Origin of the sequence: Klebsiella sp. PL-2018 (assembly GCF_019048985.1) — a bacterium.
GTDB classification, from domain to species: Bacteria; Pseudomonadota; Gammaproteobacteria; order Enterobacterales; family Enterobacteriaceae; genus Klebsiella; species Klebsiella michiganensis.
The window spans coordinates 3,012,501-3,031,615 of the sequence record NZ_CP077673.1 but is presented as its reverse complement, the minus strand read 5'-3'; the positions used below and the strand labels follow the sequence as shown (position 1 = coordinate 3,031,615).

The following is a 19,115-nucleotide window of genomic DNA, read 5'->3' as shown; positions in this document are numbered from 1 at the left end:
GGCTCCTTAGTGCTTTTCCAGCCACGCGCCGTAGAACGACGGGCGGCCTACCGCTTCAAAACTGACGCCTTTCACCCACGGCGCGCCGGCAAAGACCTGCGGCTCTTCAAATATCGGGATTACGTAGGCGTTGTCCAGCAGGTAGCGCTGGGCGTCGCCGGTGAGCTGGAGGCGTTTTTGCGGCTCGACTTCGGCTGAGATCGCGGTCAGCAGCGCGTTGAGCTTATCGTCGCGGAAGCGTTGGACTTTGTCGCTGGAGCCGCCTTTTTGCAGCAGCGCGTCGCGGTTAGCGGGGAAGAACATGCTTTTCACCACGTCAGGGTCGGCGCGGCCCACTTCCGACACGGTAAGCGGCGTTTTCAACGGGTCGAGGCTGTCCAGCGTACGGCTGCCGGCATCACCGGCTTTGACCGCCAGCGCAACGCCGACCTGGCGCCACTGCTGGGCGACAAGCTGGAGTACCTCTTTGTTTTGCGGCTGGGGCAGGGATTCATAGACGGTTAATGCCAGGCGCTGGCCATCTTTGACCCGTATACCGTCGGCGGCCGGTTTCCAGCCCGCCTCATCAAGCAGCTGTTTCGCTTTGGCCGGATCGAAAGCCAGCTTATCGCTAAGGTTAACGTATCCGGCCGCGGTGCTGGCGACGACGGAGGTCGCCTGCGGGTAGTTGGCGGAGAACAGGGTTTCAACCACCTGTCTGGCGTCGGTGGCGTGCAGCAGCGCCTGACGAACGCGCAGGTCGGCAACCAGCGGATTATCCGGGCGGAAGCTCAGGCTGTCGTTAACGCCGCGCGTCGGGGCGGCATAGATTTTAAAGCCCCGATCGGTTGCCTGCTTTTCATCATAGGCCTGCACCTGGCGAATAAAATCGGCCTGGCCTGCCAGCAGCGCGCCAACGCGTACGCCATCTTCCGGGGTGACGATATAGGTTATGCCGTCGAGATTCGCTGGCCCCTGCTGGGCGAGGCTTTTCGGCCCCCATTGATAATCCTGACGTGCGACCAGAGCGAGTTCACGTCCCGGCTTTTCATCTTTAACCGTAAAAGGCCCGGAGCCAATAATATGGCGGGCGTCGCCCAGCTCTTCAAAATTTCGCGCCAGGGTGCTCAGGGAAACCAGCCCGGAGCCTATGGTCGCGGTGCCCTGCAGAAATCCCGGCGAGGGCTTTTTAAAGTAGAACTTAACCGTCAGCGGATCGATGACTTCGCTGCGATCGTAGTTATTAATCACCTCGGACACCGGCAGGCGGTGCGCTTTGTTACCGAGACCGTAGGTATCAAAGTTTTTGGCAACCGCATTGGCGTCAAGCGGGGTGCCATCAGAAAAGGTGACGCCAGGGCGAATCTTAAAGGTATATTCGGTTTTATCCGCGTTGGCGCTCCAGCTTTCGGCAATCCACGGTTCGACTTGTAAGGTTTTTGGATTTTGCCAGGTCAGCTTATCGGTTATTTGATTAAGAATACCGCCGTTAGGATAAAAGCCTCCGGCCGGGGGATAAAGATTGGTATGCGGCTGCTGCTCCAGATAAATTAACGTGCCGCCTTTAACCGGCGCGTCGGCGGCCCACGCGGAAAACGCGCCGCTCAAAAAAAATGCCGCCAGCGCGGGCAGGCGAAAACGGGTGTGCATGGTGAATTCCTTTGTTATCTCTTGTTTGGCCATCATCGGGCGCGCGTTTTAACAAAGGAAGTAAGGATTTGCGCTAAGCATTTGCATAAAAAGCATTTATACCCGGCTCGATTTTTAGGGGCTGGTATTTACATACCTTTCAGCTGAAACTCATGCTGGATAATTTAATGACTGAGAGATAGTCAGCGTAATAAAGGGATAGCGACGATGCTGAAGTATTTACTGATGTTGGCGATGACGGTGCTGGCAGGCTGTACCAGCGCACCCAATTTGCCCTCTACTGATACCATTATTAAGGTTAAACCTATTGAGTCGGGCATCATTGCCAATTCAAACAAATACAGCTATCGATTCTTCCGTAAAGGGGTGCCGCAGGAGTACCAGCGTTATAATACTTTCTACGAACGCTTCAATAAGGTCGCATCCGGCGTACGGGTGAATTTTGTCGTGAAACAGCATGAGGTTGTTGCGGAATATCTGGTGGTGCTCGACAAGCGCAGGCTGGATGCCAGTCAGCTAAGTCTGTTAACCACCCAGTATCATGCGACCGCGCTGGACAACGACCATCTTGGCGTACTGTTTAAAGCGACCGGTTTCTGGTCAACCGTTGATCCCAATGAGCTGGATGACGCTTATCGCCTTGCCAGACCCGTCGTCGTGTCAATTAACGATAAAACGCAGACCATTAGCCCTCTGGGAGAGATCGCCCTGATTCCGCTGGTGCCGCTATTTCCGCTGGTGATGATGTACGGTTGCGCAACGGGGCCGTGCGTGTAAAGGGACAATTAAACCTCTCCCGTAGCGGGAGAGGTCCGAAGATTAGCGGCGGAAATCAATGACCATACGGCCGCGAATCTGTCCCTGTTCCATCTCCTTGAAGATGGCGTTGATATCGCCCAGCGGACGCAGGGTCACTTTCGGTACGACTTTCCCTTCCGCGGCAAACTGGAAGGCCTCGGTCAGGTCCTGACGGGTACCGACCAGCGAACCCACCACTTCAATACCGTCGAGGACCAGACGCGGAATGTCCAGGCTCATCGCTTCCGGAGGCAGGCCCACCGCCACCACGCGTCCGCCGGCGCGAACCGCATCCACCGCTGAGTTAAACGCCGCTTTGGCGACGGCGGTTACCACCGCGGCATGCGCGCCGCCGGTTTTCTCATGAATAATTTTGGCCGCGTCTTCGCTGCGGGAGTTGATGGTCAGGTCCGCGCCCATTTCCGCGGCCAGCTTCAGCTGTTCATCATTAACGTCAAGGGCGATGACTTTGGCGTTAAACACGTTTTTGGCATACTGCAGCGCCAGATTGCCGAGGCCGCCGAGGCCATAAATGGCAATCCACTGGCCGGGTTTGATATGTGAGACTTTGACCGCTTTATAGGTGGTGACGCCCGCGCAGGTGATGCTGCTGGCCGCCGCAGAATCGAGCCCGTCCGGCACTTTGACCGCATAATCGGCCATGACGATACACTCTTCCGCCATACCGCCATCCACGGTGTAGCCGGCATTTTTCACCGAGCGACACAGCGTTTCGTTGCCGCTGTTACAATATTCACAATGCCCGCAGCCTTCGAAGAACCACGCCACGCTGGCGCGATCGCCCGGCTTCAGAGAATGAACGCCGGGGCCGACCTGCTGCACAACGCCCACGCCTTCATGGCCCAGAATGACCCCGGTTTTATCGCCAAAGTCGCCGTTCTTAACGTGCAGGTCGGTATGACATACGCCGCAGCAATCCATTTTTAAAAGGGCTTCGCCATGTTGCAGGGGACGAAGCGTTTTTTCCGTAACATTGACCTGATGATCTTGCGTGACGACAGCAGCTTTCATTCTGTTCTCCTTATTGAACATAAGCGTATTAACACAATTTTGTTTTTTACGCATGCTAAGGTTTAGCTTAAATCTTCATTAAATCAAGGAAATAATAGATATTCCTTGCCGGGGTGAGCTTGGTGCGCCGATTTTTTAATCAGAATTATTAATGAAATTCGCGTCACATTACTGTCATCGTTACGTCATACACGCTTCATTTGCGGCCTCTATCGTTCTGTTTTTCAATTTCTTATAACGATAGAGCGACACGACAATGCATCTGGTAAAAACACTCCTTGCCTCAGGCCTTCTGCTTTCCGCTACCGTTCAGGCGCAGAACGTACTGGATTTCCCGCAGCCGAAAAACAACCCTGAAGAGTTTTATGCCGTGACCGAAATTCCCGCGGGCGGCATTATCAAATATGAAACCGACGCCAAAACCGGCTTTTTGATCGCCGATCGTTTCCAGTCAATGCCGGTGGTCTATCCGGCTAACTACGGTTCGCTGACGCAATCCCTGGCAGGGGATGGCGATCCGCTGGACGTGGTGTTTTATACCCGCGCGCCGATGGCGCCGGGAACGCTGATTAAGCTGCGCGCGATTGGCGTGCTCAAGATGATTGATGGCGGCGAGAAGGACGACAAAATCATTGCCGTTCCGGCAAGCAAAATCGACCCAACCTACGATGACATCAACACCATCGGCGATCTGCCGAAAATCGAGCAGGAGCGTTTGCAGGCTTTCTTCCGCGTTTACAAACAGCTGCCGGAAGGGCGTAAAAAAGTGGAGCTGAACGGCTTTAACGATGCCGCCGCCGCGAAGCAGGAAATTAAAGCGGCATGGGATGCCTGGAAAGAGAAAAATCCGCAATAAGCGGAAAAACAGGCATCGCCCGGTGCCTGTCGCTTTTTCTTCGCCCTATTATCCGCAGAGTGAGGTAATACGCTACGAAAGCGCTGATTACCCCCGACATGATGCTAACCCTGCCGGGCGGCCGGGAAGCCCCGGGCATTGACAGCCGCGTTCGGATGATGGTTGTATGGTGCAACCATTTGCTGACCAGGCTGCCTGACCATGACGACGTCCCCGCTTGTTGATGAAATTCGTATCGCGTCGCGCCTGATGGTGCGAGAGCTGGGCTTTATGAGCGCGACGCTTGCCGCCACGGACTATTCACCTTCCGCCGTGCACACCTTACTGGAAATATCGCTCCGCGGGGCGATGACCGCCGCGCAGCTGGTACAGATCCTCGGGCTCGATAAATCGAGCGTTAGCCGAATGCTTTCCCGACTACTGGCCGCCGGCGAGCTCCAGGAAAAACCCTCCGCCGGCGACGGGCGCTTCAAGCAGCTTGCGTTAACCGCCAAAGGCGCGGCGACAGTCGATAAAATTAACGCCTACGGCGCAATGCGGGTTGTCAACGCGCTGGCGCACCTGAGCGATGAGCAGAAACAATGTGTAGCGCAGGGGCTCACCGCCTGGGCCGGGGCGCTGGAAAAATGTCGCGACGCTGAGGCGACCGCCGCGAAAAAGGCGATTGATATCGTTACCGGCTATCGTCCGGGAATGATTGGCCGCATTACGCAGATGCACGGCGAGTACTATGCGAAGCATTATGAATTTGGTCACTTTTTCGAGAGCAAAGTGGCCAGCGGGCTGGCGGAGTTTTCCGGTCGTCTTGAGAAACCGTGCAACCGGGTTTGGCTTGCCGTTCAGGGTGGGCAGATTGTCGGATCGGTGGCGATTGACGGCGAGGATCTTGGTAATAATGAAGCGCATCTGCGCTGGTTTATCCTCGACGATAGCTGCCGGGGAAGCGGTGTTGGCCGACGTCTGCTGAATGAAGCGATGGCCTTTTGCGATAGCCAGAACTTCGCCGCGGTGCGGCTGTGGACCTTCAGCGGGCTGAACGCCGCCCGCAGGCTGTATGAATCCTTCGGCTTTACGCTGGATAAAGCGTGGCAGGGGGACCAGTGGGGGCGGATGATGACCGAGCAGCAGTTTAGTCGGGTCAAACCCAGTTCGCCTGCCGGCGCGGAATAATCTCCCGGCGCGGATCGCCGCGCCGGGAGAGCGCCTGTTAGCCTAATAACGTCGCAATCGTTGTTATCTCCTTACGCCACTGCGCCTGCAGCTGCGGTTTTTGATGTTTTGGCTTGCGCGCCAGATCGTCGGCCAGCAGCTGCTCAAGCGTGACTAACCGCTCCAGCAGCGCATCCTGGTCCTCCTCCGGTTCGCTACTGTTCACCATCACGGCCTGCGTCGCCGGACGACGAACGGCGGTGCGCAAAATCTCATACACCTCTTCGCTGCTGTGCCATTCGCTCAGCCCGCGCTCGTCGATAAGCCAGAAGCGATTGCAGCTGCGGTTAATGAGCTCGCGATCGTGGCTCACCAGCAGCAGGCCGCCGGGATAGTCGCTCAGCGTAGCCGCCAGCGCCGTTTTGCCATCTATATCTAAATGGTTGGTAGGCTCATCCAGCAGCAGCAGGCTATAGCGCGCCAGAGAGAGGCCGACGAACAGCAGGCGCGAACGCTCGCCGCCGCTTAAGGTGGCGACCTTTTGCCCGTGACGCGGCCAGCTGAATCCGGCGGAAATCAGCGCCCGCCTGCGCGCATCCGGGCCTGGTTCAAAGGGCTCCAGCGCGTCGAGAAGGGTATCGTCATCCGCCAGCTGATGCAGGGTCTGGTCGTAATAACCCGGCTTCAGCCGCGGATGCAGGCGCAAACCGCTCTCCGCCGTTTCCTGCTGCATTTGCCGCCACAGCAGACGCAGCAGCGAAGACTTGCCGCCGCCGTTACGGCCCATCACCGCCACCCGATCGCCGCTTTTCAGGCGAGCCAGGCCCGCGGTAAACAGGGCCGGCAGACCGGGCGCGGGGGGAACGGGGAGCTGTTCCATCTCCAGCAGTCGGTCAGCCCGCAGCATGTCGCCGTGGAGCGCCAGCCGCCAGGGGGTGCCCATGGTCAGCTCGGTTTGGCTCTCCTTCAGGCGTTGAACCTGCTTCTCCATCTGCTTGGCTTTGCGGGAGAGATCTTCGTTGTCATAGGTCCGACCCCAGATAGCCAGCCGTTTGGCGCTGGCGGCGACCCGGTCGATCTCCTTTTGCTCGGCTTTATGGCGCTGCGCATCGCTGGCGTCCTGCTCTTCCAGCGCCCGGCGGGCGGCGCTGCAGGGCAGGGAGAAGGCGTGCAGCGTTCTGTCGCGCAGGATCCAACTGGAATTAGTTACAGCATCCAATAAGATATTATCATGCGACACCAGAACGAAGCTCCCCTGCCAGGTTTGCAGGAAGCTTTCCAGCCACAGGAGGGTCGGCAGGTCGAGGTGGTTTCCCGGCTCATCCAGCAGCAGGAGATCCGGCTGCTGAATCAGCGCCCTGGCAAGCAGCAGCCGGGTATGCTGACCGCCGCTCAGGGTTGACGCCCGCTGCGCGGCCTCATCTGGCGTAAAGCCCATCTCTGCCAATAGCCTCTCCGCTTGCCAGCGCTGACTCTCACGCTCAGGGGCGGGAAGTTTCGCCAGTACCACCTGCAGCAGGGGCTGCGCTAACAGCGCATCGGGTAGATGCTGTTCCACACGCGCCATCAGACAGTGACTGGCCAGCGCCACGCTGCCCGAACTGGGCACGATCGTGCCGTCCAGCACCTGTAGCAGGGTACTTTTTCCGCAGCCGTTATAGCCAATCAGGCCAATACGGTCGCCTTTTTTCAGGGTAAAGGAGAGGTTTGTGAACAGCGGGCCAAACGCCGTATCAACATGAAGAGATTGTGCAGTTAGTAATGTGCTCATTGTGAACTTACTCAAGAGTTACAGGCATGTGAATGCCTCGTCAAACATCGCTGACGATAACCCGGTAAGCCCGAGGGAAGGGAGTTAGTCTATGGTTTCTTCGCTCAAGCTGAAGTTATCGCAGCACGATACCGATAACGCTTGAGCAGGTGCGATCGCCAAATGCACGTGAAAAAAACATTTCACAGTACGACATGGGATCCTCCTTTTTTATTCAGTGAGTTGATGGGTGCTGGCAGTGTAGAGGGAGAAAGCGGTTTTGACCAGATGAGAATAAAAAAAGGCCTGCAAAGCAGGCCCCCTGTATGACTCATCTACCGGTTAAATCGACGTGCGGCGGTAGTTCCGGTACTCCGGCTGCCAGAAGTTATCGGCGATCGCCTGCAGCAACGCTTCGGCGGAGGTTTTCACCGCCACGCCCTGTTCCTGGGCGATTTTACCCACCGCAAACGCGATAGCGCGCGAAACGCTCTGAATATCCTTCAGCTCCGGCAGAACCGGGCCTTCACCGTTATTCACCAGCGGCGAATGTTTCGCCAGGGTTTCGCTGGCGGCCATCAGCATCTCATCGGTCACGCGCGATGCGCCCGAAGCGATAACGCCGAGGCCAATTCCCGGGAAAATATAGGAGTTATTGCACTGGGCGATAACGTACTGTTTGCCTTTGAGGGTGACCGGGGCAAACGGGCTGCCGGTGGCGACCAGCGCCGCGCCGTCGGTCCAGCTGAGGATATTCTGCGGCGTGGCTTCCACCCGGGAGGTCGGGTTGGAGAGCGGCATCACGATTGGCCGCGGGCAGTGCTTGTGCATCTCGCGGATAATCTCTTCGGTGAACAGCCCCGGCTGCCCGGAAACGCCGATCAGGATATCCGGTTTGACGTTGCGCACCACGTCGAGCAGCGACAGCACATCATTCGTGGTGTCCCATGCTTGCAGATGCTCACGCTTTTGCACCAGTTTGCTCTGGAACGGCAGCAGGTTCGGCATGGCGTCGGTCAGCAGACCGAAACGGTCAACCATAAAGACGCGTTTACGGGCTTCCTCTTCGCTTAACCCTTCGCGCTGGATTTGCGCGACGATCTGCTCTGCGATACCGCAGCCCGCGGAGCCGGCGCCGAGGAAGACAATTTTCTGCTCGCTCAGCTGGCTGCCCGCGCCGCGGCTGGCGGCGATCAGCGTACCGACGGTGACCGAAGCGGTGCCCTGGATATCATCGTTAAAGGAGCACACTTCGTGGCGATAGCGGTTGAGCAGGGGCATGGCGTTTTTCTGCGCGAAGTCTTCGAACTGCAGCAGTACGTCCGGCCAGCGGGCTTTAATCGCCTGGATAACGTCGTCGACAAACTGATAGTACTCGTCGTCGGTGATGCGCGGGTGGCGCCAGCCCATATACAGCGGATCGTCCAGCAGCTGCTGGTTGTTAGTACCGACGTCCAGCACCACCGGCAGCGTGTAGGCCGGGCTGATGCCGCCGCAGGTGGTATACAGCGACAGTTTGCCGATAGGAATGCCCATCCCGCCGATACCCTGGTCACCGAGGCCGAGAATACGTTCGCCGTCGGTCATCACGATAACCTTAACGTTGTGGTTCGGTACGTTTTGCAGAATATCGTCGAGGTTATTGCGGTTCTGATACGAGATAAACACGCCGCGGGCGCGACGATAGATCTCAGAGAAGCGTTCACAGGCGGCGCCGACGGTTGGGGTGTAGATAACCGGCATCATTTCGTCGAGGTGGTTGCCGACCAGGCGGTAGAACAGCGTTTCGTTGGTATCCTGGATATTGCGCAGGTAGATGTGTTTGTCGATCTCGGTTTTAAATCCCTGGTACTGGATCCACGCGCGTTCGGCCTGTTCTTCAATGGTTTCGACCACTTCCGGCAGCAGGCCCAGCAGGTTGAAGCTGCTGCGCTCTTCCATGCTGAAGGCGCTGCCTTTGTTGAGCAGCGGAAATTCAAGCAGCACGGGGCCGGCGTAAGGGATGTATAGAGAGCGGTTTTTCTTATGAGTGAATTGCATCGCACTAACTCCTTGATAATCGCTTCAGCCCGGGCTCGGCGACAGGCGGGGGCTGGCAGGGAATGGCAGCGGGCAGAGTATAAAGCAGAAGACATCAAAGGAGGGTAAACATGAGGCCGATAGTCTTAAAAAAACACCATCCCGGGGAGAGGACGGTGTTTTTATCATCATTCAGCTGAAAAGTTAGCCACCGCGGCGCTTGCGGCCGGTGGCGCGAACATGGTTAACCGTGGTTTCCGCATCGCCTTCCAGCAGCACTTTTTTCTGCTGAGAAAGCTTGTAGTTCAGACCAAGAAGATGACGTGCCTGTTGGTTCGATTTCATTCTTACTCCTTTATCCTGTGTCGGTTTCAAGGACAAGCCCGACGGGTGTCGGACGAAATTTAACCCTTAAGTACGCCGCGCATTTTTAGCGCGGCGATAATCATCGTGGCCCATTTTGCCGGGTTTAGCAACGTTGAGTCGGCAGATTAAGAACAGTCTTTTTAGCGGACCCCGGTTCGTCGGCCGGGCAGGTGGTCACCCGCCATCCGGCACAAAGACCCGCACGTTAGCCAGTCTTACCACTTCATTTCGCCGGTATTCACTTTGGCGCTCAGATCCAGCGAACTCTCTTCCGCGAGTCCCGGCCAGCGCTGTTTCATCGCCTTGATAACGCCGGCGGAATCTTTGTGCGCGTTGAGCGCCTGCTCGAACTGGGTCAGATAATCGCGGGTAAAGGTAATCGCGCGGTCGCCTGCGGGGGGAGTCCCGAGGTAATGGCCGGGGATCACCTGCTGCGGATGCAACGCGGCCATCTCGTCGAGCGTACTTATCCACTGCTGGCGGCTTTCGACGCTCTGGGTATCCGCCGTCCAGACGTGCATGCCCCACGCCACGCCGGTCCCGCCAAGAATGGCTTTATTCGCCGGGATCCAGACATAGGCGGCATAATTTTGCGGCTGGTGGATCTCAACCTTTTCGCCGTCGATGGTGAAGGTGTTTGCCGTCAGCGCTTGCGGGACGTAAACCTGCTTCGGCGCGCCGTCCTTCATCTGCGGGCCCCAGTAGGCCAGTTTGGCCGCTTTGGTTGCGTTAATGTGTTTAACCACTTCCGCGGTCGCCACCACGTTGACATCCGGGAAAGCCTTTACCAGCGGCTCGAGGCCGAAATAGAAGTCCGGATCGCCGGAGGTAATCACGATGCGGGTCAGTTTTTTACCGCTTTTCTTAATCATTTCAACCAGCTTCTCGCCATCTTTGACGCTGAATTGAGCGTCAAACAGCACCGCTTCATGCGGGCCGGAGGCGAGGGTGGAGTTAACCGCGAAAATGCCGTTCTCCTGCGGGTTGTAGGTTTGCAGCGTTAGGGGCGCGGCCAGAACTGACGTGCTGAACAGCGTGGTCGCGATAGCAAGGGCAGATAATTTCATATTCGTTTTCTCTTGGTCAGGTGAATAGGCGCTATTGTACGGATTTCATGATTTGCGAAAATTCCTGAAAAAAGAGATGCTGAGTTTCATAAAACGTGCAGATGGAAATCAGTTATGGATCGGGTTATTGCCGCGCAGGTGTATATGCGCATTTGTGAACTGGGGAGCTTAAGCGCCGCCGCCCGCGCGCTGGGGATGTCGCGTCCGATGGTCAGCCGCTATCTGGAACAGATGGAGCAGTGGGCGGGAACCCGGCTGGTCCATCGCTCAACCCGCAAACTGACGCTCACGGCTGCGGGGGAAAAGGTGCTGCAAAAAACGCGCACCCTGACGCAGCTGTCGGATGAGATCGCCGGGCAAAGCGAGCGTGCGATCCCCAGCGGGACGCTGCGCGTCGCCTGCGCTCACTTTACGGCGATGCAGCTGATTTCGCCGCTGCTACCCGATTTTCTCGCCCGTTATCCGCAGCTGCGCCTTGAGCTGGATATCAATAATCACCCGGTCAGCCTGATCGGCGAACGGATCGACGTGGCGATTCGGATCACCGACAATCCGGAGCCCGGGGCTATCGCCCGCCGCCTTGGCGTGTGTCGTTCGGTGCTGTGCGCGTCGCCGCGCTGGCTTCAGCAGAACGGTCCGCTGCAAACGCCGGAAGATCTCACTCGTCACAACTGCCTGCATTACAGCCATTTTGCCAGCCAGACCTGGCAGTTTAGCGACGCCAGCGGCGAAAACGTGGCGGTGGCGGTTTCCGGCAACCTTAGCGCCGGGATCTCCTCGCTGCTGATGGAGGCGGCGGTCGCCGGCTGCGGCATCGCGATGCTGCCGGAGCTGGAGGCGCAGCGGGCGCTCAACAGTGGGGCGCTGAAACAGGTTTTACCGGCCTGGCGGCCAAAAGCGCTAAGCGTATATGGTATTTACCTTTCACGGGACTATCAGCCAAGCGCGCTGCCGCTGTTTCTCGGTGAGATTCAGCAGAAACTGGCGCAAACTCACGATATAAAAGGAACCCTTTAATGATAGTGCTTCGCCCAATGCGCGATACGGAGTACCCCGCGTATCTCGACTACTTTATCCCCGACTACGCGGCGGAAATCTCCGCCAATTACGCGCTCTCGCCGGCGGCCGCGTTAGCCCAGGCGCAGCGCGAAATCGCCGCGGATCTGCCCGACGGCGTCAATACTCGCGGCCAGGTTTTATGCTGCTTATTTGATGACAGTGACGGCGCAGAAAAGCGGGTCGGCTATCTCTGGTACAAGCCTGACGAAGAAATGCGCTCCGCCTTTATCTGCGATTTTTATATTTATCCGGCGTTTCAGGGACAGGGCCTGGGTAAACAAGCGATGGCGGCTTTTGAGCATGCGCTGAAAAGCCAGGGGATCGGCCAAATTAAACTGCGCGTGGCCGGGGATAATCAGCGCGCGCGCCATCTCTACGACGCCGCGGGTTTCCGCGTTACCGGCGTTAATATGAGTAAAAATATCCCGACGGATTGATCTGAAAAACGCCGCGCGCCGCCCAAATGCCTTAGGGGGTTCTATACTTAACCCTTTCATATCAAAAAAGGAGCGATATTATGGCAATCCATAAGAAAGGTCAGGCGCATTGGGAAGGGGATCTGAAAAGCGGAAAAGGAACCGTCTCGACCGAGAGCGGCGCGCTGAACCAGCAGCCTTATGGTTTTAACACCCGTTTCGAAGGCGTCAAGGGCACCAACCCGGAAGAGCTTATCGGGGCCGCCCATGCCGCCTGTTTCTCCATGGCGCTCTCGCTGATGCTGAGTGAAGAGGGCTACACCGCCACCTCCATTGATACCGTGGCGGTGGTGACGCTGGATAAGTCCGGCGGCGGCTTCGCCATCACCCAAATCGCGCTGCAGAGTAAAATTGTGCTGCCAGGCATCGAGGCCGATGCGTTTGACGGCATCATTCAAAAAGCCAAAGCCGGTTGCCCGGTGTCGCAGGTGCTGAACGCGGAGATAAGCCTCGACTACCAGCTCAATCCATAAGCTCACTGGCGCCCGCTATCGGCGGGCGCTCCTGCCCTAAAAGCCATCGTTGGCAAATGCCCCCGGCGTTAATAAATGCTATCTTTCTCGCTCACGGAACAGAGCAGGTGGGTAATGACCAGCATACGCGGAATGATTGAAGCTCAGGTTCTGGGCTTAACCGGCATGGAGCTAAAAGAGATCGATTTTGAACACCCCAAAGGCGAACCGGGGCTATTTGGTCCGCAGTCGGCCATCTGGCAGGTTCATGGCGATTTTACCTCCATGCTCTGCGGCGGCGTCAGCGCGCTGCTGTTACAGATGCTGCATCCTCTGGCGCTGGCGGGCGTCTGGGATCATTCAAACTTCCGCGAAGATATCTTTGGCCGCCTGCGCCGTACCAGCCAGTTTATTTCCGCCACCACCTTTGGTACCACCGCCGACGCCGAACGGCTGATCGCAAAAGTGCAGGGGATCCACCTGCGGGTGAGCGGCAAGGATAAAGACGGCACGCCCTATCAGGCCAGCGACCCGGCGCTGCTCACCTGGGTTCATGTCGCCGAATGCAGCAGCTTTATGGCCTCGCACCTGCGCTACAAGCGGACCGTGGTCAGCGCCGCCCGCCAGGAGCAGTATTATCAGGAGGCCGCCGAAATTGCCCGCCGCCTTGGCGCTCGGGATATCCCGGTAACGCCGCGTCAGGTTGCCGACTACCTGCAGGATATGCGCCCAACGCTGCGCTGCGATGAGCGAACGCAGGAAATTGCCGACGTCCTGCTATCGACCCGCCTGCCGGGGCGCCTGAGTCAGCCCGTCGGGCGAATGATGATGCGCGCCGGGATTGACCTGCTGCCGCCGTGGGCGCAGGCGATGCTCAATTTGCCGATGAGCGCGCTGCAGCGGCACAGCGCACGAATTGCGGTACACGGCGTCGCCCGCGTACTGCGCGCGTCGGTGCGTAACGGCGCGTATCATTGCGCAATGCGCCGGATGAATCAGTTTTAATTATTCAGGCTGCGTTTTTACGCCAAAAATATAGCCATGGCTATTATTGTCATGGCTATGTTTTTTAAAAACAAACTATTCTCATTTATATATTTGACAGCAATAAAAATAAGTAAATATTCTCTTAACGGCGGCGGATTATTCAGGAAAAATTAAGCCAAATCGCGTACGTTATTTCTTTTTTTACGGGGGAGTCATCATGGCGAAAATGACTGACGATGGTCAGCGCGCCCAGGTTGCGCGTAAAACGACGCTGGTCAGCGTGGTGGTCAATCTTTTTTTATCCAGCGCCCAGGTTCTGGCGGGCGTTTTTTCCGGTTCGCAGGGATTAATTGCCGATGGTATTCATTCTCTTTCCGATTTAGTCGCTGATTTCGTCGTGCTGTTGGCCAATAATAAAAGCGGCAAACCCTCGGATAGCGATCATCACTACGGACACCGGCGCTATGAAAACGGCGCTTCACTGGTGATTGGCGCGCTGCTGTTACTGGTTGGCGCGGGTATGCTGTGGTCCGCCTGCGGCAAACTGCTGCATCCGGCGTCTATCCCGAGCGTGCATATTACCGCTCTGTGGGTGGCGCTCGCCGCGCTGACCGCCAAAGAGATGTTATTCCGCTATATGCTCAGGGCGGCTAAACAAATTCAGTCGTCCATGCTGATTGCCAACGCCTGGCACGCCCGCTCGGATGCCGCGTCGTCGGTGGTGGTCGCGGTCGGCATCATCGGTAACCTGGCCGGCTTCGCCTGGCTCGATCCGGTGGCCGCGCTGGCCGTCGGCGCGCTGGTCACCCGCATGGGCTATACCTTTTCGTATGACGCCCTCCATGACTTGATGGATCGGTCAGTGGATAGCGACAGCGAGCAGCAGATAATCACCACTATTCTGGCAACGCCCGGCGTCGTGGCGCTGCATGACCTGAAAACCCGACGCGCCGGCGATGGGATCCTGGTCGATGTACATATCGAGGTGCCGGGAGATTTATCGGTGGCGGAAGGGCACGATATTGCGCTGTTGGCCCGCGCGCGGGTGCTAAACAGCCAAAACGTGCTGCATATGATGATTCATATTGACCCTTGCCGCGCGGATAGCGACGCGATTATCGCTTAGGTTATTCCCCTGAACGCTTAAGGGCTTTGTCAGCCTGCGGATAATATTGCCTGTGAAATAAAAAAGGACCATAATCCAGCGGCTATTCTTTCATCGCTGATAAATAGCCGGCTGACGCCGTGTCGTGTTTTTAAACAATATAAAAAGGCAATCGCATAATAGAAAGTATCTATTATTCGTTCGAAACTTCAGGAAGTAAAACAATGATTATCCGGCCAGAACAACACTGGTTCCTTCGCTTGTTTGACTGGCACGGCTCCGTGCTGTCAAAAATCGTCTTTCGCCTGCTGCTTAACCTGATGATGTCGATTATCGCGATCGTCAGCTATCAATGGTACGAACAGCTGGGTATCCATCTTACCGTCGCGCCGTTTAGCCTGCTGGGGATCGCCATTGCCATTTTTCTTGGCTTTCGCAATAGCGCCGGATACAACCGCTTTGTTGAAGCGCGCAATTTGTGGGGAACGGTGCTGATTGCCCAGAGAACGCTGGTGCGCCAGCTGAAAAATATTCTGCCGACGGAAAGCGCAGCCCATCAACGCCTGGTGAGCTACCTGGTGGCGTTTAGCTGGAGCCTGAAGCATCAGCTGCGCAAGACGGATCCGAGCGCCGATTTAGCGCGTCTGCTGCCGGCGCAAAGCGTGGCGGAAATTCTCGCCAGTTCGATGCCAACCAACCGCATTCTGCTGCTGGCAGGCGATGAGCTTGGGCGCCTGCGCGCAGAAGGGAAGATCGGCGATGTCACCTTCAGCCTGATGGACAATAAGCTTGATGAGCTGGGGCACGCCCTGGGCGGCTGTGAGCGCCTCGCCAGCACCCCGGTGCCCTTTGCCTACACGCTCATTTTGCAGCGCACCGTGTATCTGTTCTGTACGCTGCTGCCGTTTGCGCTGGTCGGCGATCTTCACTATATGACGCCGTTCGTGTCGGTGTTTATCTCCTACACCTTTCTGTCGTGGGATTCGCTGGCGGAAGAGCTGGAGGACCCGTTCGGTACCGCAGCCAACGATTTGCCGCTGAACGCGATGTGTAACACCATTGAGCGCAACCTGCTGGATATGACCGGCCAGCATCCCTTACCGGAGAAACTGGCGCCGGATCGCCACTACAATCTGACCTGATTTTTGTATGTTTATTATTAGTTAAATAAGTTAAATCTAACGCGTGATAGATAACATTGATTATACAGTCACCGCCCTGATTGTTATGCTTTCGTTAACAAAAAACGCCCGTTATCCTGGCTGGTAACGGGTGATAAGAGATCGTGCGGCGTTTCACCTGCCATACGCCGCCGAAAGCGCATCAGGAGTGAACATGAGTAACAGAAGACGCGTCGTTCCCGGCGTCCATCCCTATGATGGTCCGGCGGGCGGCTGGGGTGCCTTAAAAGCCACCGCTATCGCCGTTCGTACGCAAATGGATGCGCTCGATGCCCCCGCCACGCTGCTGCGGACCAATCAGCCGGATGGCTTTGATTGTCCCGGCTGCGCCTGGCCCGACAAAGAGCATAAATCGACGTTTCAGTTCTGCGAAAACGGCGCCAAAGCGGTGACCTGGGAAGCCACCAGTAAACGGGTCACGGCTGAGTTTCTCGCGGCTAACACCGTGACGTCGCTGCTGGCGCGCAGCGATTTTGAGCTGGAAGGCTACGGGCGCTTAACCCAGCCCCTGGCCTACGATAAGGCCAGCGATACCCTGCGTCCGGTCTCATGGGACGCGGCGTTTACCCGCATCGGCGCCATTCTTCGTACGCTGCAGCCCAATGAAGTCGAGTTTTATACCTCCGGGCGCGCCTCTAACGAAGTGGCCTTCCTGTTCCAGCTGTTTGCCCGCGAATATGGCACCAACAACTTTCCGGACTGCTCCAATATGTGCCACGAGTCGACCAGCGTCGGCCTGCCGCAGTCCATCGGCATCGGTAAAGGGACGGTCTCCCTCGATGACTTTGATAAGACCGAGCTGGTTATCTCTATCGGCCACAATCCCGGAACCAACCATCCGCGCATGATGGGTACGCTGCACGAACTGGCGCGCCGGGGGGTGCCGATTATCGTCTTCAATCCGCTAAAAGAGCGGGCGCTGGAGCGTTTCGCCGATCCGCAGAACGTCATTGAGATGGCGACCTACGGCTCAACCAACATCGCGTCGACCTATTTCCAGGTCAAAGCGGGCGGCGACGCGGCGGCGCTTAAGGGTATCGCGAAGGCGCTGCTCCGGCTGGAAGCAGAGCAGGGCGAGGTGCTGGATCGGGCGTTTATCGATGAGCATACGCTGGGCTTTACCGAATTTGCGCAGGATGTGAATGCGACGCCGTGGCCGGATATTGAACGCGAGTCCGGCCTGACGCGCGGCGATCTTGAACGGGTAGCGGCGGCTTACGCTAAATCTAACGCCACGATTATCACCTACGGTATGGGCATCACCCAGCACAATAAGGGCACCTCTAATGTACGCCTGATAGCCGACCTGCTGCTGATGCGCGGGAATATCGGCAAGCCGGGAGCCGGGATCTGCCCGCTGCGTGGGCACTCCAACGTACAGGGCAACCGTACCGTCGGCATCACGGAAAAGCCGAGCCCCCAGTTTCTCGCCAGCCTGCAGCGGGTGTTTGGTTTTACGCCGCCGCAGGAGCATGGTCACGATGCGGTAAAAGCGCTACAGGCGATGATCGACGGCGAATCGAAAGCGCTGCTCTGCCTTGGCGGGAACTTCGCGGTGGCTATGCCGGATAGCGAACGGGCTTTTCCGGCGATGCGGGGGCTGGATCTGAGCGTGCATATTGGCACCAAGCTCAATCGCTCGCATCTTCTGGTGGCCAATGAGACCTTTATCCTGCCGTGCCTTGGCCGAACCGAACTCGATATTCAGGAGACGGGACGCCAGTCAATCACCGTGGAAGATTCGATGTCGATGGTGCATGCGTCGTCGGGCAAGCTGAAACCCGGTTCGCCAGAGCTGCGATCGGAGCCGGCGATTGTCGCGGGGATGGCCATGGCGACGCTGCCGGAAAGCAAGGTTGACTGGCTGTCGCTGGTCGCCGACTACGATCGCATTCGCGATCTGATCGAGCAGACCATTCCCGGCTTTGACCAGTACAACCAGCGTATTCGCCATCCCGGCGGTTTTCGCATGCCGCTGCCGCCGACGGAGCGTATCTGGCCGACGCCGACCGGCAAAGCGATGTTTTCCGTTTTTCACGGGGTGCACGAAAACCAGCAGGTAGCAGGGCATGACGTGATGCGCCTGGTGACGCTGCGCAGCCACGATCAGTACAACACCACCATTTACGCCATGGACGACCGCTACCGCGGCGTGTTTGGCCGTCGCGACGTGTTGTTTATGAACGAGCAGGATATGGCTGAGCAGGGATTCGAACACGGCGATCGGGTGGATATCAGCTCCGCGCTGCCGGGCCACCATCAGCGGCTGGAAGATATCACGCTGGTCGCCTACAGCATCGCGCCGGGCACCGTTGCCGCCTATTACCCCGAAGCCAACGTGCTGGTCCCTCTGGATTATCTCGATAAAGAGAGCGGCACGCCGTCGTATAAATCGGCGCCCGTCCGTTTAACGCTGCGCTCGAAAGAGATCCGCGCGCTGGCGGGGCTTCGCTAAAACGCCGTTTGCCCGCGGCGATCGTCGCGTCGTGGGCAAAATCGCTACCTCTGCGCCAGAATCAGCTTAATCCCCAGCCCGACAAAACCGGCGGCAAAGCAGGCTCTCAGCCCCTGTAACACCCGCGGACGCGACAGCACGTATCCGCGCATCGCCGCCGAAAAGGCGCCATAGAGCATAAAAACCAGCAGCGTCATCAGCATAAAAACGGCGCTCAGGATCAGCATTTCCCCGATCGGCGAAGCCGAGCCGCGCTGGATAAACTGCGGCAGAAAGGCGAGAAAGAAGAGCGGCAGCTTAGGGTTAAGCAAATTAATCAGAATCGCGTGGCTGATGACCTGGCGCGGGTTGCGTTGCTCGACGCCCTCCACGTTCAGGCTGCCGCGCTGGGTCAGGGTGGCCCATGCGAGGTACAGCAGCCAGGCGACGCCGGCGTACTTCACCAGCTCGAAGACGCCGGGGGTGCTGTGGAGGATGGCCGCCAGCCCGGTTATCGCCGCCAGCATATGCGGAATAATGCCCAGCGTGCAGCCGAAGGCCGCGGCAAAACTCATGCCTCTGCCCGCCGCCAGGCCGGTGGCAATGGTGTAAAGCGTCCCGGTGCCGGGGGCGATGACCACAATCAGCGAAGTCAAAAGAAACTCAGGGGTGATGAACGCCATGATGTCATTCCTGTTGCAGAGAATCGAGGCCCTGAGTATTTCGCAAAGCCGCGCGCCGGTATTGAACAAAAT

The 19,115-nt window shown here is 57.5% G+C and carries 17 protein-coding genes; 10 read left to right on the top strand and 7 right to left on the bottom strand.

Features of this window, described 5'->3' with window-relative positions; translation table 11 throughout:
• Positions 1 to 6: 6 nt before the first annotated feature.
• Entirely contained in the window at positions 7 to 1,629 is a 1,623-nt protein-coding gene (locus MKleb_RS14080; RefSeq protein ID WP_025108260.1) for a TIGR04028 family ABC transporter substrate-binding protein, read from the bottom strand.
• Between the two features lie 207 nt (positions 1,630 to 1,836).
• Here MKleb_RS14080 and MKleb_RS14075 point away from each other — a divergent pair, with 207 nt between their 5' ends.
• Positions 1,837 to 2,406, top strand: a complete 570-nt coding sequence (locus tag MKleb_RS14075; RefSeq protein ID WP_025108261.1) for a hypothetical protein — start codon at positions 1,837 to 1,839, stop codon at positions 2,404 to 2,406.
• 42 nt (positions 2,407 to 2,448) lie between these two features.
• Here the strand turns inward: MKleb_RS14075 and adhP are convergent, their stop codons facing one another.
• A complete protein-coding gene (gene adhP / locus MKleb_RS14070; protein ID WP_004120604.1) occupies positions 2,449 to 3,459 on the bottom strand; it encodes an alcohol dehydrogenase AdhP in 1,011 nt (336 codons plus the stop codon).
• A 256-nt stretch (positions 3,460 to 3,715) separates the two neighbouring features.
• Here adhP and MKleb_RS14065 point away from each other — a divergent pair, with 256 nt between their 5' ends.
• Both MKleb_RS14065 and MKleb_RS14060 read left to right on the top strand, forming a co-directional pair.
• Positions 3,716 to 4,315: an inorganic diphosphatase gene (locus tag MKleb_RS14065; RefSeq protein ID WP_025108262.1), complete on the top strand. Its 600-nt coding sequence runs from the start codon at positions 3,716 to 3,718 to the stop codon at positions 4,313 to 4,315.
• A gap of 201 nt (positions 4,316 to 4,516) precedes the next feature.
• The gene (locus MKleb_RS14060) at positions 4,517 to 5,485 is read left to right on the top strand and encodes a bifunctional helix-turn-helix transcriptional regulator/GNAT family N-acetyltransferase (RefSeq protein ID WP_025108263.1); all 969 of its coding nucleotides are present in this window, start codon (positions 4,517 to 4,519) and stop codon (positions 5,483 to 5,485) included.
• Positions 5,486 to 5,522: 37 nt separating this feature from the next.
• Here MKleb_RS14060 and MKleb_RS14055 read toward each other — a convergent pair whose 3' ends face one another.
• The 4 genes from MKleb_RS14055 to MKleb_RS14040 all read right to left on the bottom strand — a co-directional run bounded on the left by MKleb_RS14055 (position 5,523) and on the right by MKleb_RS14040 (position 10,666).
• Positions 5,523 to 7,235 (bottom strand): ABC-F family ATP-binding cassette domain-containing protein, encoded by a 1,713-nt coding sequence (locus tag MKleb_RS14055; RefSeq protein WP_025108264.1) that lies wholly within the window; start codon positions 7,233 to 7,235, stop codon positions 5,523 to 5,525.
• A 321-nt stretch (positions 7,236 to 7,556) separates the two neighbouring features.
• Positions 7,557 to 9,254 carry an NAD-dependent malic enzyme gene (locus MKleb_RS14050; RefSeq protein WP_014229295.1) on the bottom strand — a complete coding sequence of 566 codons (1,698 nt, stop codon included), beginning with the start codon at positions 9,252 to 9,254 and terminating at the stop codon, positions 7,557 to 7,559.
• Between the two features lie 183 nt (positions 9,255 to 9,437).
• Positions 9,438 to 9,578, bottom strand: coding sequence for a stationary-phase-induced ribosome-associated protein (sra, locus tag MKleb_RS14045; protein WP_004101955.1), 141 nt, complete (start codon positions 9,576 to 9,578; stop codon positions 9,438 to 9,440).
• Positions 9,579 to 9,814: 236 nt separating this feature from the next.
• Positions 9,815 to 10,666, bottom strand: a complete 852-nt coding sequence (locus tag MKleb_RS14040; protein WP_025108265.1) for a Vmh family MBL fold metallo-hydrolase — start codon at positions 10,664 to 10,666, stop codon at positions 9,815 to 9,817.
• A gap of 114 nt (positions 10,667 to 10,780) precedes the next feature.
• Between MKleb_RS14040 and MKleb_RS14035 the strand changes: the two genes are divergently transcribed.
• From MKleb_RS14035 to MKleb_RS14005, 7 genes are all read left to right on the top strand, one after another.
• On the top strand, positions 10,781 to 11,683 hold the full coding sequence (locus MKleb_RS14035) for a LysR family transcriptional regulator (protein ID WP_025108266.1): 903 nt from the start codon (positions 10,781 to 10,783) through the stop codon (positions 11,681 to 11,683).
• On the top strand, positions 11,683 to 12,162 hold the full coding sequence (locus MKleb_RS14030; protein ID WP_025108267.1) for a GNAT family N-acetyltransferase: 480 nt from the start codon (positions 11,683 to 11,685) through the stop codon (positions 12,160 to 12,162). Before MKleb_RS14035 ends, MKleb_RS14030 begins: the two co-directional genes overlap by 1 nt.
• Positions 12,163 to 12,242: 80 nt before the next feature.
• Positions 12,243 to 12,674, top strand: a complete 432-nt coding sequence (locus MKleb_RS14025) for an OsmC family protein (protein ID WP_004138064.1) — start codon at positions 12,243 to 12,245, stop codon at positions 12,672 to 12,674.
• A gap of 114 nt (positions 12,675 to 12,788) precedes the next feature.
• Positions 12,789 to 13,658, top strand: a complete 870-nt coding sequence (locus MKleb_RS14020; RefSeq protein ID WP_217075942.1) for an oxygenase MpaB family protein — start codon at positions 12,789 to 12,791, stop codon at positions 13,656 to 13,658.
• A gap of 199 nt (positions 13,659 to 13,857) precedes the next feature.
• On the top strand, positions 13,858 to 14,766 hold the full coding sequence (locus MKleb_RS14015; protein WP_025108269.1) for a cation diffusion facilitator family transporter: 909 nt from the start codon (positions 13,858 to 13,860) through the stop codon (positions 14,764 to 14,766).
• A gap of 203 nt (positions 14,767 to 14,969) precedes the next feature.
• Positions 14,970 to 15,887 (top strand): bestrophin family protein, encoded by a 918-nt coding sequence (locus MKleb_RS14010; protein ID WP_025108270.1) that lies wholly within the window; start codon positions 14,970 to 14,972, stop codon positions 15,885 to 15,887.
• A gap of 193 nt (positions 15,888 to 16,080) precedes the next feature.
• Positions 16,081 to 18,381: an FdhF/YdeP family oxidoreductase gene (locus tag MKleb_RS14005; protein ID WP_025108271.1), complete on the top strand. Its 2,301-nt coding sequence runs from the start codon at positions 16,081 to 16,083 to the stop codon at positions 18,379 to 18,381.
• A 44-nt stretch (positions 18,382 to 18,425) separates the two neighbouring features.
• Here MKleb_RS14005 and MKleb_RS14000 read toward each other — a convergent pair whose 3' ends face one another.
• Positions 18,426 to 19,043 (bottom strand): LysE family translocator, encoded by a 618-nt coding sequence (locus MKleb_RS14000; protein WP_025108272.1) that lies wholly within the window; start codon positions 19,041 to 19,043, stop codon positions 18,426 to 18,428.
• Positions 19,044 to 19,115: the final 72 nt, after the last annotated feature.